This window comes from Saccharothrix ecbatanensis, from assembly GCF_014205015.1.
In the GTDB taxonomy this organism is placed as follows: Bacteria; Actinomycetota; Actinomycetes; order Mycobacteriales; family Pseudonocardiaceae; genus Actinosynnema; species Actinosynnema ecbatanense.
The window spans coordinates 9,219,601-9,234,410 of the sequence record NZ_JACHMO010000001.1 but is presented as its reverse complement, the minus strand read 5'-3'; the positions used below and the strand labels follow the sequence as shown (position 1 = coordinate 9,234,410).

The following is a 14,810-nucleotide window of genomic DNA, read 5'->3' as shown; positions in this document are numbered from 1 at the left end:
CCAAAGCCGGGCAGGCATGGCGGGAAGAGCGTCCGCCAAGCCTGCCCGGCTTCGTCCAGCCTATGGCACCCGAACCCATGTCAAATCAGGCCTTGGTGGGTTGATTGCGGGTCCGTTGTGGGTGCATTAAAAGGGCCGGTTGATACAGGCGTTCGAAGATGCCGATGGCCCCTTCACCGGGTGGTGAAGGGGCCATCGGAGTGTTGCTTGCTAGCGGCTGGAGACTGCCTGTTCGGCGGCGGCCAGCCATTCGCGCCATTGCTTGGCCTGGGCCTCGGCCTGCTCGGCGCGGCGCTTGTCACCTGCTGTGCGTGCCTTTGCGGCCTGGGCTTCGAACTGTTCTACGCGCTCGCGGAACTGGGCCACTCGGGCTTCGGCTTCCGGGTCGGACTTGCGCCACTGGGCGTCGACCGCGCCCCGGACCCGCTCCTCGATGGTGCGGAGCTTGCCCTCCAGTTCGCGGACGCGTTCGCGGGGGACCTTGCCGATGGCGTCCCAGCGCTCCTGGATCTTGTAGAGCTGCTGGCGGGCGGATTCGAGGTCCAGTGACGGGTCGATCCGCTCGGCCTCGGCGAGCAGTTCCTCCTTCAGCTTCGCGTTGGTCGAGAACTCGGCGTCACGCTCGCTGAACGCCTCGGACCGCTTGGCGAAGAACGCGTCCTGGGCGGCGCGGAAACGCTGCCAGAGGGCGTCGTCGGCCTCCTTGGGCGCCCGGCCGGCGGCCTTCCACTCGACCATCAGGTCCTTGTACCGACCGGCCGTGGGGCCCCAGTCGTCGGACTCGATGAGCTTCTCGGCCTCTTCGACCAGCTCCTGCTTGCGGTTCTTGGCCACCGTGCGCTGCCGGTCGAGGTCCGCGAAGTGCGAACCGCGCCTGCGGTTGAACGCGTCACGCGCCTTGGAGAACCGCCGCCACAGCTGCTCGTCGGTCTTGCGGTCCACACCCCGGATGGTCTTCCACTCGTCCAGGATCTGCCGCAGCCGGTCACCGGCGGACTTCCACTGCGTCGACTCGTTCGCCAACACCTCGGCTTCCTCGACCAGCTCCTGCTTGCGAGCGCCTGCCGCGGCACGGGCCTCGTCCTTGGCGGCCTTCGCGGCCTCCAACCCCTCCTCCGCCTTGACCAGCACGTAGTCGACGCGAGCGGCCAGGGCGGCGAGGTCACCGACCACCGCCGCGTCGGCCAGGCTCTCCTTGACGTGCTTCGCGCTGGTCATCGCGTGCTTCGGGTCGCCCGCGCCGGAGGACAGCCGTGTCACCAGCAGCTCGACCTCGGTGCGGATGTCGTCGAACCGACGCGCGAAGTGCGCCAGGCCCTCGGCGGGCTCGCCCGCCTGCCAGGAACCGACGACCCGCTCGCCGTCCGCCGTCTTGACGTAGACGGTGCCGTCCGCGTCCACGCGCCCCCAGCGGTCAGGGTGGTCCGACGCCACGGGGACCGGTGGTGCCGCCGCCGTCGCAGCTGCTGCTGCTACCGGCGTTGCCTCCACCCTGGTCTCCTCGACCACCGCCCCCGCGCCACTGTCGCCAGTGGTTCCCGGTGTCGTCTCGTGCTCCGTCATCGCCGGCTTCCTCCTCGCCTGCCCACTTCGTGGTGCCCGTGCCGACCACGGGCGCCCCGCCTACGACGGGGCCCAGCACCCGGGTACCGCGACGCTCCTTCAGAGTGTCCAGTACCTCGCGCGCATTCAAACAGGTCAAAGCTCGCATCGGTACCGGTGGTGGCCGATGAGTAGCGTTGGCTGCCATGATCCCGCGTCTGGCGGTCCTGCCGCACCCTCCCCTGCTGGTGCCCGAACTGGTCTCCGGCGCCGCGCCGGACACCGAACCGGTGCGCTCGGCGTGCCTGGCCGTCGCCCGGGAGTTGGCCGCGCACTCGTCGGAGTGGGTGGCGGTCGCGGTGGACCCCTCTGGGCCTCGGGTGGTCGAGGACGTCGCGGGCACGTTCCGGGGCTTCGGGGTGGACGTGCGGGTGTCGCTGTCGGACGACGCGTCCTCTGTGGATGACGACCTGCCGTTGCCGGTGCTGGTCGCTGCCTGGCTGCGGGAACAGGTGGGCGTTCGGAGGGTTCGGGTGCACCTCGTGCCGCCGGACCTGCCGGTTGCCGAGTGTGTCGCGCTCGGTGAACGGCTGGGTGGTGAGCGGGCCGTTCTGGTGCTGGGTGATGGGTCGCATCGGCATGGCGAGTTGGCGGTGGGACGTTCGGATGAGCGGGCCGGGACGTTTGACGAAGACGTGCGCAAGGCGCTGGCCACGGCGGACAGGGGTGCGTTGCGTGGGTTGGACCCGGTGTTGGCTGCTGAGTTGGGCGCTTACGGGCGGGCTGCTTGGCAGGTCGCCGCGGGTGTGCCTGGGGGGTGGCGGTGCACCTGGTCGTCGTTCCTCGCGCCGTTCGGGGTCGGCTACCACTTCGCCGTCTGGGAGGCTTGAGCCCGTGAGCACCCCCGTCGCCGTCGTCGGCCCCACCGCCACCGGGAAGTCCGATCTGGCCGTCCGGCTTGCCCTGGAACTGGGCGGTGAGGTGGTCAACGCGGACGCGATGCAGCTCTACCGGGGCATGGACATCGGCACTGCGAAGATCAGTGATCTTGAGCGGCAGGGGGTTCCTCACCATCTGCTGGACGTGCTGGACGTGACCGAGACGGCGTCCGTGGCGGCCTACCAGCGTGAGGCTCGGGCCGTCGTGGAGCGGCTGCTGGCCGAGGGGCGCACGCCGGTGCTGGTCGGCGGTTCGGGCCTGTACGTGCAGGCTGTGGTGGACGACCTGGTGTTCCCCGGCACCGACGAGAAGATCCGCACCCAGCTGGAGCAGGAGCTGTCGGTGTTCGGCCCGGAGACGCTGCACGGGCGGCTGGCGCAGCTCGACCCGGCGGCGGCGTTGGCGATCCTGCCGAGCAACGGTCGCCGGGTGGTGCGCGCGCTGGAGGTCATCGAGCTGACCGGGCAGCCGTTCTCGGCGACGCTCCCCAAGCCCGGTCCCGCGCGGTACGGCACCGTGATGGTGGGGCTGGACCGCGAGGTGTCCGAACTGGACGAGCGGGTGGACGAGCGGGTGGCGCGGATGTTCGCGGCCGGGCTGGTGGACGAGGTGCGCGCGTTGGAGGCACGGGGGCTGCGCGATGGCCGCACGGCGTCCCGGGCCCTGGGCTACCAGCAGGTGCTGGCGGCGTTCGACGGCGAGTGCACTCTGGAGGAGGCGGCGGCGACCACCGCGCAGGCCACCCGGCGGTTCGTCCGCAAGCAGCGGTCCTGGTTCCGCCGTGACCAGCGGGTCAGGTGGTTCGACGCGGCGGCGTCGGACGTGGCCGGGGACGTGCTGTCGCTGGTCGCCCCGTAATCTGGCGGCTGTGGGAGTCGAGTTTCTGAAGGGCCACGGCACCGAGAACGATTTCGTGGTGCTGCCCGATCCGGACGGCGTGCTGGACCTGACCGAGTCGCGGGTGCGCGCGCTGTGCGACCGTCAGCGGGGCTTGGGCGCGGACGGTGTGCTGCGGGTCGTGCGGCCCGATTTCGGCCCGTGGTTCATGGACTACCGCAACGCGGACGGCTCGATCGCCGAGATGTGCGGCAACGGGGTGCGCGTGTTCGCCCGGTACCTGGTGGAGGCCGAGCTCGTGCCCGCCGGGGAGTTCACCATCGGCACGCGGGCCGGTGAGCGGCACGTGATCACGCACTCCGACGGCACCGTGACGGTGGACATGGGGCGCGCGCAGGTCACCGGGACCGGTACCGCGACGGTCGACGGCCGGGCGTTCAGCGGGGTGGCGGTGGACGTCGGCAACCCGCACCTGGGGTGCGTGACGGACGTGCCCGTGGCCGAACTGGACCTGCACGTTCCGCCGGGCCACGACCCGGTGCTGTTCCCGCACGGGGTGAACGTGGAGTTCGTCAACGTGCTCGGCGACGGCGCGCTGCGGATGCGCGTGCACGAGCGTGGTGTGGGCGAGACCAGGTCTTGCGGCACGGGCACGGTGGCCGCGGTGGCGTCGTGGCTGTACGGCACCGGCCGGCGGGTCGGCAAGGCCACTGTGGACGTCCTGGGTGGACAGGTGTCCGTGGTGATCGAGGAGGAGACCGCGACGCTGACCGGCCCGGCCGTGCTGCTGGCCCGCGGTGAGCTCGACCAGGCCTGGTGGGACGCGCTCTAGAGGGCGAACACCTCCAGTTTGCCCAGCTGTGCGGTGGCAACCGTCTCCGGCTGGGAGGTGGGTGCGGTGCAGCAGACGAGCTTGTCGTCGACGATCGCGACGGCGAAGCAGATCTGGCTCGTTTCCACCTTTCGGGTGATCTCGCCGCCTTCTTCGACCCGGAACGCGAACGGTTGGAGCGCGGGCGCGACCCACACTCCGCCGTCGGCGTCCACCGCGATGCCGTCCGGCGCGATGCCGTAATCGCGCAACGACGCCCACACCTGCCGGCCGGACAACGTGCCGTCGTCGGCCACCGCGAAGCTGGTCAGGCAGAAGGCGAGGGTTTCCGCGACGACCAGCCGGCCGTCGGGCAGCAGGCCCATCCCGTTGGGGAACTTCAGGTCGTCGGCGGCCACCGTGACCGCGCCGTCCGGCTGGACCAGCGCCAACGGCGTGCCTGGCGGCACCCAGTCCGGTTCCAGCATCGGCCCCTCACCACCCGCCGCGATGGCCGCGTGCAGGTCGAAGCCGAAGTTGCCGACGTACGCGCGGCCCTGCGCGTCGACCAGCATGTCGTTGGCGTGGAAGGTCGCGATGCCGTTCACGTCGGCGTGCTCGACCAGGCCGCCGTCGTCCAGCCGCAGCACCTTCCGGTCCCGCATCGACACCACGAGCAGTCGGCCGTCCGGCAGCCAGCCCAGGCCCGACGGTTGCTCCGGCACCGTGCAGACGACCTCTTCGTCGCCGGTGGCCAGGTCGAGCGCGCGGACCTCGTGGGCGTAGAAGTCGGAGTAGAAGAGCCGGCCGTCAGGCCCCTGACGCGGACCCTCGCCGAACCGGAGACCTTCGCGGAGCACGGTGGTGTCAGCCATGCCGGTCGACCGTAGTGATCGCCGGCGCCTCCCGCATCGCCCGCAGTGGTGACAGCACCGGAAAGGATCACGCGGTGACGGTGTTGCGGGTCCTCAGCGGTGACAGGACCACCCACAGCACGGACAGGGCCTGTCCCGTCATCGCCACCCACAACGTCGCCGTGACGCCGATGCCACCGCCCAGCACGCCGCCCACCAACCCGCCGATCGGCATCGAGCCCCACACCACGAACCGGATGCTGGCGTTCATCCGGCCCAGCAGGTGGTCCGGGCAGATCGACTGCCGGTAGCTGACCTGGGCGATGTTGTAGACGGTCGCCCCGTACGCCACCCCGGCCTCGCCGACGACCAGGAACGCGAGTCGCCAGTCCGCCGCGCCGAGCGGCACCAGGAGCCCGAGCGGCCACGTGACCAGGCCGGACAGCCAGATCACCTTGGTCTGGCCGAACCGGGCGTTCCACCGGTTCACGGTCAGCGCGCCCAGCACCCCGCCGATGCCGGCCGAGCTGAGCACCAGGCCCACCACGCCTTCGGACAACTCCAGGTCGCGGACGAGGAACAGCACCAGCACGGCCATCGTCATGCCGCCGAACAGGTTGGCGGTCCCCGTGCACCCGACGATCGCGCGCAGCGACCGGTGCCCGAAGACGAACCGCAGGCCCTCGGCGATCTCGTGCGCCAAGCCGGGCTTGTCCGGCACACGGGGCGGCGGCTCCTCCGTGCGGATACGCAGCAGGAACAACGCCGAGGCGACGTAACCGACCGCGGTGGCGAGCACGCCGAGCGCCGCGCCGACCGCCTGCGCGACACCACCCGCCACGGCTGGCCCGGACACCTCCGCCACCGCCCGGCTGGCCTCCAGCTTCGAGTTGCCCTCGACCAGCTGCTCCCGGCCGACCAGCGCGGGCAGGTACGACTGGTACGCGATGTCGAACATGACGGTGGCCGCGCCGACCAGCAGCGCGACCACGACGAGGTGCGGCAGCGTGAGCACGTCCAGCCACCAGGCCAACGGCACCGACAGCAGCAGCACCGTACGGGTGAGGTCGGCGACGAGCATCACCGGACGGCGGCGCAGCCGGTCCACCCACACCCCGGCGGGCAGCCCGATCAGCAGGAACGCGGCCGTTCCGGCGGCGGACAGCACGCCCATCTCGAACGGTGTCGCGGCCAGCGCGCCCACGGCGAGCAGCGGCAACACCGTGCGGCCGATCGTCGAGCCGAACTGGCTGATGGTGTCGCCTGCCCAGAGCAGGCGGAAGTCGCGATGAGACCAGAGGGACACGACGTGAAGTCTCTCGGGAGTGATTGGAAACTGTCAATCACTCAGTTCTGGCGGGTCTTATGCTGTGCCCGTGCCCAGACGCATCGCCACCGCGGACGAGGCCGCTGCCCTCTCCTCGGACGTGCGGCTGCGCATCATCCGACTGACGTACGACACGCCGTTGACGAACAAGGAGATCGCCGAACGCCTCGGCAAGGACCCCGCCACCACCCTCCACCACGTGCGCAAACTCGTCGCCTCGGGTTTTCTCGAACCCCAGGAGCCGCGTGCGGGCAACCGGGGCGCGCGGGAGATCCCCTACCTGTCGACCGGCCTCTCGTGGCGGCTCGACTGGCGGGAGAAGCCGCTGGCGGCCAAGGAGGCGGTCCTCCAGGCGTTCCTGGGCGAGGTCGCCGACGTGGGCATCGACTCGCTGCGACAGGTCCGACTCGTGGTGCGGGCCGACCCGGAGGAACTAAACCGGCGTCTCCGTTCGTTGTTCGATGAGCTGGCAGCGGAGCCGGCCCACCCCGACGGGGAGCGCGTGGCGATCTACCTGGCGATGTACCCGGGCGATTAACCACTCGAAACCGGCAGGGGTGCCGTGAAACGATGAAGGGCAAATGACGGAAAACACGCACAACAGCAACGACTGGCTCGACCACGAGGACGAGCTGTCCACCGGCGACATGGCGCTCGAAGAGCGCGCCGCACTGCGTCGCGTCGCGGGACTGTCCACCGAGCTTGAGGACGTCACCGAGGTCGAGTACCGGCAGCTCCGTTTGGAGCGCGTCGTGCTGGTCGGCGTGTGGACCGAAGGCACGGCGGCCGACTCCGAGGCGTCCCTGGCCGAGCTGGCCCTGCTCGCCGAGACGGCGGGCTCCGAGGTGCTCGAAGGCCTCGTGCAGCGGCGCGACCGGCCCGACCCGGCCACCTACATCGGCTCCGGCAAGGTCCACGAGCTGCGCGACGTCGTGATCGCGACGGGCGCGGACACGGTGATCTGCGACGGCGAGCTCTCCCCCGGCCAGCTCCGGCAGCTGGAGGAGAAGCTCAAGGTCAAGGTCGTCGACCGCACCGCGCTGATCCTGGACATCTTCGCCCAGCACGCGTCCACCCGTGAGGGCAAGGCGCAGGTCGAGATGGCCCAGCTCCAGTACCTCATGCCGCGACTGCGCGGTTGGGGTGAGTCGCTGTCCCGGCAGGCCGGTGGTCGTGCCGGCGGCGGCAACGGCGGCGTGGGTCTGCGCGGTCCCGGTGAGACGAAGCTGGAGACCGACCGCCGGCGCATCCGCGCGCGCATCTCGAAGCTGCGCCGCGAGATCGCCGCCATGAGCGTCACCCGGGAGACCAAGCGGCACCGCCGGATCGCCAACTCGGTGCCGAACGTGGCCATCGCGGGCTACACGAACGCGGGCAAGTCCAGCCTGCTCAACGCGCTGACCGGCGCGGGAGTGCTGGTGCAGGACGCCCTGTTCGCCACCCTCGACCCGACCACGCGGCGCACCGAGACGCCCGAGGGCCTGCCCTACACGTTGACCGACACGGTCGGCTTCGTGCGGCACCTGCCGCACCAGCTGGTCGAGGCGTTCCGGTCGACGCTGGAAGAGGTCGCCGACGCGGACCTGCTGGTCCACGTGGTCGACGGTTCGGACGCGATGCCGGAGAAGCAGGTCGTCGCGGTCCGCGAGGTGATCACCGAGATCTCGTCGCGGCGGGACGACCCGATGCCGACCGAGCTGCTCGTGGTGAACAAGGTCGACGCGGTGGGCGAGCTGGGCATGGCCCGCCTGCGGCACCTGTTCCCGACGGCGGTGTTCGTGTCGGCGCAGACCGGTGAGGGCATCCCCGAGCTGCGTGAACGCATCGCGGCCATGACGCCGCGGCCGGAGGTCGTGGTCGACGCGATGGTGCCGTACGCGCGAGGCGAGCTGGTCGCGCGCGTGCACCGCGAGGGCGAGGTGCTCAAGGAGCGGCACACCGAGGAGGGCACCGAGCTGTCCGCCCGGGTGCCGCGCGACCTGGCCGGCGTGCTGGAGAAGTTCGCCGTGAACGGAAGCCACGCTTGAGCCGTTGCGCGCGTTCGCGGTAGTCGTCGGGCTGTTGTTGACGGCCGGTTCCGCCTCGGCGGAGCCGGCCGTCGCCGACGTGTGCGCGGTGACCGACCCGCGGCTGGAGGAGCTGTCCGGCTTCGCGTCCGACGGCAACCAGTGGTTCGCGGTGAACGACAGCGACAGCGGCCGACTGCTGATCCAGGTGCTCGACCGGAATTGCGCGATCACCCGCACGATCACCGCGCCGAACAACCCGTTCGACGTCGAAGACCTAGCCCTCGCTCCTGACGGAACCCTGTGGGCGGCGGACACCGGGGACAACGGCAAGTCTCGGGAAACCGTGGCATTGCACGCGGTTTCACCGGACGGCGGCAGTCGTTTGTACCGACTCACGTATCCTGACGGAAAGCACGACGCGGAAGCATTGTTGGTGGACGGCGCGGGCATTCCGCACATCATCACCAAGGAAACGTTCGGGTCGGCATTGGTGTACCGGCCGGCGTCCGGGTTGAGCGAGGGCGCGGCGACGCCGATGGAGCAGGTGGCCCGGGTGTCCATCAGCGGCACGGAGACCCCCGGCGGGCCGTTGCAGAACCCCGTGGTGACACGCGTGGTCACCGGTGGCGCCATGTCGCGGGACGGCAAGGTGGCGGCGCTGCGGACGTACACCGACGCGTACCTGTTCCCGGTGCCGGACGGCGACCTGGCGAAGGCGCTGGAAGGCGACCCGGTGCGGGTGCCGCTGGCCGGTGAGCCGCAGGGTGAGGCCATCGCGTTCGACCCGGACGGCACGCTGCTGTCGGCGTCCGAGTTCGGGAACGGCGGGGCCACGTCGTCGACCGTGCGGGCGGTGGCGGGTGCGGCGGCGTTGGCCGAGCCCCCGGCGCCCACTACGACCACTGCCGACGCTCCGGCGCCAGGCGGTGACGCCTCGGCCGCTGCCCCGGCCTCCGACTCGCGTTCGGTGTGGCCGGTGGTGGGTGGCGGCGCGGTGGCGTTGGTGCTGCTAGGGGCCCTGGTGCGACGTTCGCGCAGGCGGAAGGCGTAAGCGGCCCGTGCCGTTCGACCCGGACCGCCCGCCCGCCCGTGGACTTCTAGAGCCTGCGCAGGACCGCCACGACCTTGCCCAGGATCGTCGCCTCGTCACCCGGGATCGGCTGGTAGGCGACGTTGTGCGGCATCAGCCACACGTGACCGTCTTCCTTGCGCTTGAACGACTTCACGGTGGCCTCGCCGTCGATCATCGCGGCCACCACCTCGCCGTTGTCCGCCGTGGGCTGCTGCCGGACGACGACCCAGTCGCCGTCGGTGATGGCGGCGTCCACCATCGAGTCACCCACGACCTTCAGCAGGAACACGTCGCCCTCGCCGACGATCTCGCGCGGCAGCGGGAACACGTCCTCGATGGCCTCTTCCGCCAGGATCGGCCCACCGGCCGCGATGCGACCCAGCATCGGCACGTAGGCGGGCGTCGGCTTGGACGACGGGTCCAGGCCGGTGACGATCTCGGCCGGCAGCACACCCACCGCGCGCGGCCGGTTCGGATCGCGACGCAGGTAGCCCTTCCGCTCCAACGCGCGCAGCTGGTGGGCGACCGAGGAGGTGGAGGTCAGGCCGACCGCCTCCCCGATCTCGCGCACGCTGGGCGGGTAGCCGAACCGGTCCAGCCAGTCGCGGATCACGTCGAGCACCTTGCGCTGACGCAGGGTGAGCCCGGCGTTGCCCGCGATGTCCGCCGGTTCGGGCGCGGAGGGCACATCGGCGGTGCGCAGGTCTTCGTTTGTCTTGCGTGCCACGGTGCTTCCTCCTCACCGGTCCCGATTGCCCAGGCCGGCTCTCCGACGATCTTCACTTGTGGACGGTAGTCGCGTTACCGGTCCAGATCAAACACCTGTTCGAAGTAAACCTCGGCGTGTCGTAGCGATTATGCCCGATGAAGTGGTACACATTCGCACGGACGTTCGATCGAACACAGGTTCGATCATGATCGGATGACCTGCGTTGGAGGGCATCATGGCGGTGGTCATTGGCACCCGGAACAGCTTCGAACTCGTGGACGGCGCGGGTGTCGAGGATGTCGCCCTCGGCGCCGGATTGCGCCCCGGACCGCGGGTGCTCCGCCGGTTCGAGTTGGCGGACAAGGACAATCGTCGCCCGGCCAGCCGAGCCCGGCGACTCGAAGTACACCAGACCGCGCCCGAGCCCGCCGCCTGTGCGGTGCGGCCCCAGCGCCACCCGGTGCTCCAGTTCCTCGCGTACGCGACTGCTGCAGCCGTGTTCGCCGCGCTGCTGAGCCTGCTCTATCTGTACGTCTCGGGAGCCACGACCGTCCCCGAACGCACTAACGTCGTACACGTCCAGGTGGGCGAGACGCTGTGGGACGTAGCGGAGCGCAACGCCCCCAACAGCAACCCGGAAGCCGTCGTCTCCCGCATCCGCGAGCTGAACGACCTCCCCGACTCCGACGTAGTCCCCGGCCAACCCCTCGTCGTCCCCGACGGCACCCCCTGATCACACCCTCTTAATCACTCCCAGTAACCCCCGCGCGAGTCGAACCTCCAGGCCCCGCGTGTCGAACCTCCAGACCCCGTGAGTCCTACGTTCAGGACCCGTGAGTCCTACGTTCGCGTACCCCGAGTTCAACGCTCAGAACGTCGTGACGCCGCGGCCGGCTGTCCTGAGCGTTGAACTCGGGGGTCCTGGACGTAGGACTCGCGCGTTCTGGACGTAGGACTCGCGCGTTCTGAACGTAGGACTCGCGCGTTCTGAACGTAGGACTCGCGCGTTTGCGTTTGCGATTTGGCGGTGACCTGCGGCGAGCCGTGGGCGTTGCGTGACCGGCGGGTCGCGGAGCGCTCGTTCACCCGAGCGGGGGACGAGAACGGGCGTGTCCGAGTTGCAGAGCAGTAGGCTCGCGGCATAGGTTGACCCCTACATCTAGTGGTTACACCGTTGTAGTTAGTCCACAGGTTGGGGTATTCCCCATCATGGAGGCTAACGCGATGGATGCTGCGCGGAGGAGGGAAGACGAGCCGTGCGATGCCCGTTCTGCCGGAACGCGGACTCTCGCGTGGTCGATTCGCGCGAGGTGGACGAAGGCCAGGTGATCCGCCGCCGGCGGTCCTGCTCCAGCTGCGGTCGCCGGTTCACCACCGTGGAGGAAGCCGTGCTCGCGGTCGTCAAGCGCTCGGGCGTCACCGAGCCGTTCAGCCGGGACAAGGTCGTCAACGGCGTCCGCCGCGCCTGCCAGGGCCGCCCCGTCGACGAGGACGCCCTCCAGCAGCTCGCCCACCGCGTCGAGGAATCCATCCGCTCGGGCGGCAACGCCGAGATCCCGAGCCACGAGGTCGGCCTGGCCATCCTCGGCCCGCTGCGCGACCTGGACGAGGTGGCCTATCTGCGGTTCGCCTCCGTCTACCGCTCCTTCTCGTCCGTCGAGGACTTCGAGAAGGAGATCGCCGACCTTCGTGACGCCCAGCGCACGGACGACTGAGCAGCACAACAGCAGCACGACAGCGGCACAACAGCACGGCGGCACCAACCTGCGACCGCCTCGGACGGGGAGCCCGGACGTGGTCGCGCCGAAAAACTTCGAAGACGATTCGAAAGACGAGAGGGACCCGGGATGACGGAGACCGTCGGTGGCTCCAGCAAGAGGACGGCCACCCGCAACGGCGCGGGGGACAAGAACGCCAAGCTGAAGGTGGAGCGCGTCTTCACCACGGCCGGCAAGCACCCGTATGACGAGGTCACCTGGGAGCACCGCGACGTCGTCATGACGAACTGGCGCGACGGCTCCGTGAACTTCGAGCAGCGCGGCGTCGAGTTCCCCGACTTCTGGTCGGTCAACGCGACCAACATCGTCACCAGCAAGTACTTCCGCGGCGCGGTCGGCACGCAGCAGCGCGAGCACAGCCTGCGCCAGCTCATCGACCGCGTGGTGAAGAAGTACGTCGCGGCGGGCGTCGAGCACGGCTACTTCGGCACCGCCGAGGACGCCGAGATCTACGAGCACGAGCTGACCTGGATGCTGCTGCACCAGGTGTTCAGCTTCAACTCGCCGGTGTGGTTCAACGTCGGCACGACCTCTCCGCAGCAGGTCAGCGCCTGCTTCATCCTGTCGGTCGACGACACGATGGAGTCGATCCTGAACTGGTACCGCGAGGAGGGCCTGATCTTCAAGGGCGGCTCCGGCGCGGGCCTGAACCTCTCCCGGATCCGGTCGTCCAAGGAGCTGCTGTCGTCCGGCGGCACGGCGTCCGGCCCGGTGTCGTTCATGCGCGGCGCGGACGCGTCGGCGGGCACCATCAAGTCCGGTGGCGCGACCCGCCGTGCGGCGAAGATGGTCGTGCTGGACGTCGACCACCCGGACGTCGAGGAGTTCATCCAGACGAAGGCGCGTGAAGAGGACAAGGTCCGCGCGCTGCGCGACGCCGGCTTCGACATGGACCTGGGCGGCAAGGACATCGTGTCCGTGCAGTACCAGAACGCGAACAACTCGATCCGCGTGTCGGACGAGTTCATGCGCTCCTACGAGGACGGCGGCCAGTTCGGCCTGCGGTCCCGCCAGACCGGCGAGGTCATCGAGCACGTCGACGCGAAGGACCTGTTCCGCAAGCTGGCGCAGGCCGCGTGGGAGTGCGCCGACCCGGGCATCCAGTACGACGGCACGATCAACGACTGGCACACCACGCCGGAGTCGGGTCGGATCACCGCCTCGAACCCGTGCTCGGAGTACATGCACCTGGACAACTCCAGCTGCAACCTGGCGTCGTTGAACCTGATGAAGTTCCTGAAGGACGACGGCACGTTCAACGCGGAGCTGTTCGCCAAGTCGGTCGAGCTGATCATCACCGCGATGGACATCTCGATCTGCTTCGCGGACTTCCCGACCCCCGCGATCGGCGAGACGACCCGTGCGTTCCGCCAGCTGGGCATCGGCTACGCGAACCTGGGCGCGCTGCTCATGGCGACCGGTCACGCGTACGACTCCGAGGGTGGCCGCGCGCTGGCCGCCGCGATCACGTCCCTGATGCAGGCCGTGGCGTACAAGCGCTCCGCGGAGCTGGCGGGCATCGTCGGCCCGTACGAGGGTTACGCGCGCAACGCCGAGGCGCACCAGCGGGTCATCCGCAAGCACTCGGCCGCGAACGACATGCTGCGCACGTACCACTCGAACGACGGGGCGGTGCAGAAGGTCGCGACCAAGGCGTGGCAGGAGTGCCAGAAGGTCGGCGCCCGCAACGGCTGGCGCAACGCGCAGGCCAGCGTGCTCGCGCCCACCGGCACCATCGGTCTGATGATGGACTGCGACACCACCGGCATCGAGCCCGACCTGGCGCTGGTGAAGTTCAAGAAGCTGGTCGGCGGCGGCTCGATGCAGATCGTCAACCAGACGGTGCCGCGCGCCCTGCGGGTCATGGGGTACCAGGAGGAGCAGCTCGAGGCGATCGTCGAGTACATCGGCGAGCACGGGCACGTGGTGGACGCTCCGGGGCTCAAGTCCGAGCACTACGAGGTGTTCGACTGCGCGATGGGCGACCGGTCGATCGCGCCGATGGGTCACGTCCGGATGATGGCGGCCGTGCAGCCGTTCATCTCGGGCGCGATCTCGAAGACGGTGAACATGCCGGAGACGGCGACCGTCGCCGAGGTCGAGGAGATCTACTACCAGGGGTGGAAGCTGGGCCTGAAGGCGCTGGCGATCTACCGCGACAACTGCAAGGTCGGCCAGCCGCTGTCGGCGGGCAAGACGGCCAAGGCGGTCGGTGCGGGCTCACCTTCGTCCGAGGTGAAGACCGAGACGATCGTGGAGTACCGGCCGGTGCGCAAGCGGCTGCCGAAGAAGCGCCCGTCGCAGACGGTGTCGTTCACGGTCGGCGGCGCGGAGGGCTACCTGCACGCCGGTTCGTACCCGGACGACGGGCTGGGCGAGATCTTCGTCAAGCTCGGCAAGCAGGGTTCCACGCTGGCCGGCGTGATGGACGCGTTCTCCATGTCCATCTCGGTGGGTCTCCAGTACGGCATCCCGCTGGAGTTCTACGTCTCGAAGTTCCAGAACCTGCGCTTCGAGCCGGCGGGCATGACGGACGACCCGGACGTCCGCATCGCGACCAGCGTCCTGGACTACCTGTTCCGCCGGCTGGCGCTCGACTACCTGCCGTTCGAGAAGCGCGCCCAGCTCGGCATCTTCACCGCCGACGAGCGCACCGCGCAGGTGTCGGCCGACTACGGCAACGGTGACGTCGACCTGGAGGGCTTGCGCACGTCGGTCGACTCGGCCCCGGCTCCCGCCTCCACCCCGGCGCCCGCGGAGAAGAAGCCCAAGCCGCAGGACGTGAAGGTGGGCAGCTCGACGGAACTGCTCGAACTGCACTTGGGCAAGGCCGCCGACGCGCCGCTGTGCATGACGTGCGGCACGAAGATGCGTCCGGCCGGCTCCTGCTACCTGTGCGAGGGCTGCGGCTCCACCTCCGGTTGCAGCTGAT

At 69.7% G+C, this 14,810-nt stretch carries 13 protein-coding genes; 9 read left to right on the top strand and 4 right to left on the bottom strand.

The genetic code is table 11. The annotated features are described in order from the left end of the window. Window positions 1-210: 210 nt before the first annotated feature. On the bottom strand, window positions 211-1,563 hold the full coding sequence (locus tag F4560_RS41285) for a DUF349 domain-containing protein (RefSeq protein ID WP_184928444.1): 1,353 nt from the start codon (window positions 1,561-1,563) through the stop codon (window positions 211-213). A 185-nt stretch (window positions 1,564-1,748) separates the two neighbouring features. On the opposite strand from F4560_RS41285, the gene F4560_RS41280 reads away from it, so the two are divergent. The 3 genes from F4560_RS41280 to dapF are packed head-to-tail and all read left to right on the top strand — an operon-like array spanning window position 1,749 to window position 4,150. Next, window positions 1,749-2,432 (top strand): class III extradiol dioxygenase subunit B-like domain-containing protein, encoded by a 684-nt coding sequence (locus F4560_RS41280; RefSeq protein ID WP_184928443.1) that lies wholly within the window; start codon window positions 1,749-1,751, stop codon window positions 2,430-2,432. Window positions 2,433-2,436: 4 nt separating this feature from the next. Beyond that, window positions 2,437-3,339 carry a tRNA (adenosine(37)-N6)-dimethylallyltransferase MiaA gene (gene miaA / locus F4560_RS41275; protein ID WP_184928442.1) on the top strand — a complete coding sequence of 301 codons (903 nt, stop codon included), beginning with the start codon at window positions 2,437-2,439 and terminating at the stop codon, window positions 3,337-3,339. A gap of 10 nt (window positions 3,340-3,349) precedes the next feature. Continuing rightward, window positions 3,350-4,150 (top strand): diaminopimelate epimerase, encoded by an 801-nt coding sequence (gene dapF, locus F4560_RS41270; RefSeq protein ID WP_184928441.1) that lies wholly within the window; start codon window positions 3,350-3,352, stop codon window positions 4,148-4,150. Here the strand turns inward: dapF and F4560_RS41265 are convergent. After that, window positions 4,147-5,004: an SMP-30/gluconolactonase/LRE family protein gene (locus F4560_RS41265; protein WP_184928440.1), complete on the bottom strand. Its 858-nt coding sequence runs from the start codon at window positions 5,002-5,004 to the stop codon at window positions 4,147-4,149. The two genes, dapF and F4560_RS41265, sit on opposite strands and share 4 nt — an antisense overlap. A gap of 67 nt (window positions 5,005-5,071) precedes the next feature. Further along, complete coding sequence (locus F4560_RS41260; RefSeq protein ID WP_184928439.1) at window positions 5,072-6,289, bottom strand: MFS transporter; 1,218 nt, start codon at window positions 6,287-6,289, stop codon at window positions 5,072-5,074. Window positions 6,290-6,353: 64 nt separating this feature from the next. On the opposite strand from F4560_RS41260, the gene F4560_RS41255 reads away from it, so the two are divergent. From F4560_RS41255 to F4560_RS41245, 3 genes are read left to right on the top strand one after another with little or no spacing between them, the layout of a single operon-like run. Further along, on the top strand, window positions 6,354-6,848 hold the full coding sequence (locus tag F4560_RS41255) for an ArsR/SmtB family transcription factor (protein ID WP_184928438.1): 495 nt from the start codon (window positions 6,354-6,356) through the stop codon (window positions 6,846-6,848). 43 nt (window positions 6,849-6,891) lie between these two features. After that, window positions 6,892-8,337 carry a GTPase HflX gene (gene hflX / locus F4560_RS41250; protein WP_184928437.1) on the top strand — a complete coding sequence of 482 codons (1,446 nt, stop codon included), beginning with the start codon at window positions 6,892-6,894 and terminating at the stop codon, window positions 8,335-8,337. Window positions 8,338-8,341: 4 nt separating this feature from the next. After that, the gene (locus F4560_RS41245) at window positions 8,342-9,370 is read left to right on the top strand and encodes a hypothetical protein (protein ID WP_184928436.1); all 1,029 of its coding nucleotides are present in this window, start codon (window positions 8,342-8,344) and stop codon (window positions 9,368-9,370) included. Between the two features lie 46 nt (window positions 9,371-9,416). Here F4560_RS41245 and lexA read toward each other — a convergent pair whose 3' ends face one another. After that, window positions 9,417-10,094, bottom strand: coding sequence for a transcriptional repressor LexA (gene lexA, locus F4560_RS41240; protein WP_221485362.1), 678 nt, complete (start codon window positions 10,092-10,094; stop codon window positions 9,417-9,419). A 241-nt stretch (window positions 10,095-10,335) separates the two neighbouring features. Between lexA and F4560_RS41235 the strand changes: the two genes are divergently transcribed. From F4560_RS41235 to F4560_RS41225, 3 genes are all read left to right on the top strand, one after another. Continuing rightward, complete coding sequence (locus tag F4560_RS41235; RefSeq protein ID WP_184928435.1) at window positions 10,336-10,833, top strand: LysM peptidoglycan-binding domain-containing protein; 498 nt, start codon at window positions 10,336-10,338, stop codon at window positions 10,831-10,833. Window positions 10,834-11,356: 523 nt separating this feature from the next. Then, window positions 11,357-11,815, top strand: coding sequence for a transcriptional regulator NrdR (gene nrdR / locus F4560_RS41230; RefSeq protein WP_077007489.1), 459 nt, complete (start codon window positions 11,357-11,359; stop codon window positions 11,813-11,815). Window positions 11,816-11,947: 132 nt separating this feature from the next. Further along, window positions 11,948-14,809, top strand: a complete 2,862-nt coding sequence (locus F4560_RS41225) for a vitamin B12-dependent ribonucleotide reductase (protein ID WP_184928434.1) — start codon at window positions 11,948-11,950, stop codon at window positions 14,807-14,809. The last annotated feature ends 1 nt before the right edge of the window (window position 14,810 follow it).

What these genes read in the sequence shown, in the direction of transcription:
- F4560_RS41235 (WP_184928435.1), top strand. Translation starts at nt 10,336, where the DNA reads ATGGCGGTGGTCATTGGCACCCGGAACAGCTTCGAACTCGTGGACGGC.
- F4560_RS41265 (WP_184928440.1), bottom strand. Translation starts at nt 5,004, where the DNA reads ATGGCTGACACCACCGTGCTCCGCGAAGGTCTCCGGTTCGGCGAGGGT.
- F4560_RS41225 (WP_184928434.1), top strand. Translation starts at nt 11,948, where the DNA reads ATGACGGAGACCGTCGGTGGCTCCAGCAAGAGGACGGCCACCCGCAAC.
- F4560_RS41280 (WP_184928443.1), top strand. Translation starts at nt 1,749, where the DNA reads ATGATCCCGCGTCTGGCGGTCCTGCCGCACCCTCCCCTGCTGGTGCCC.
- F4560_RS41285 (WP_184928444.1), bottom strand. Translation starts at nt 1,563, where the DNA reads ATGACGGAGCACGAGACGACACCGGGAACCACTGGCGACAGTGGCGCG.
- hflX (WP_184928437.1), top strand. Translation starts at nt 6,892, where the DNA reads ATGACGGAAAACACGCACAACAGCAACGACTGGCTCGACCACGAGGAC.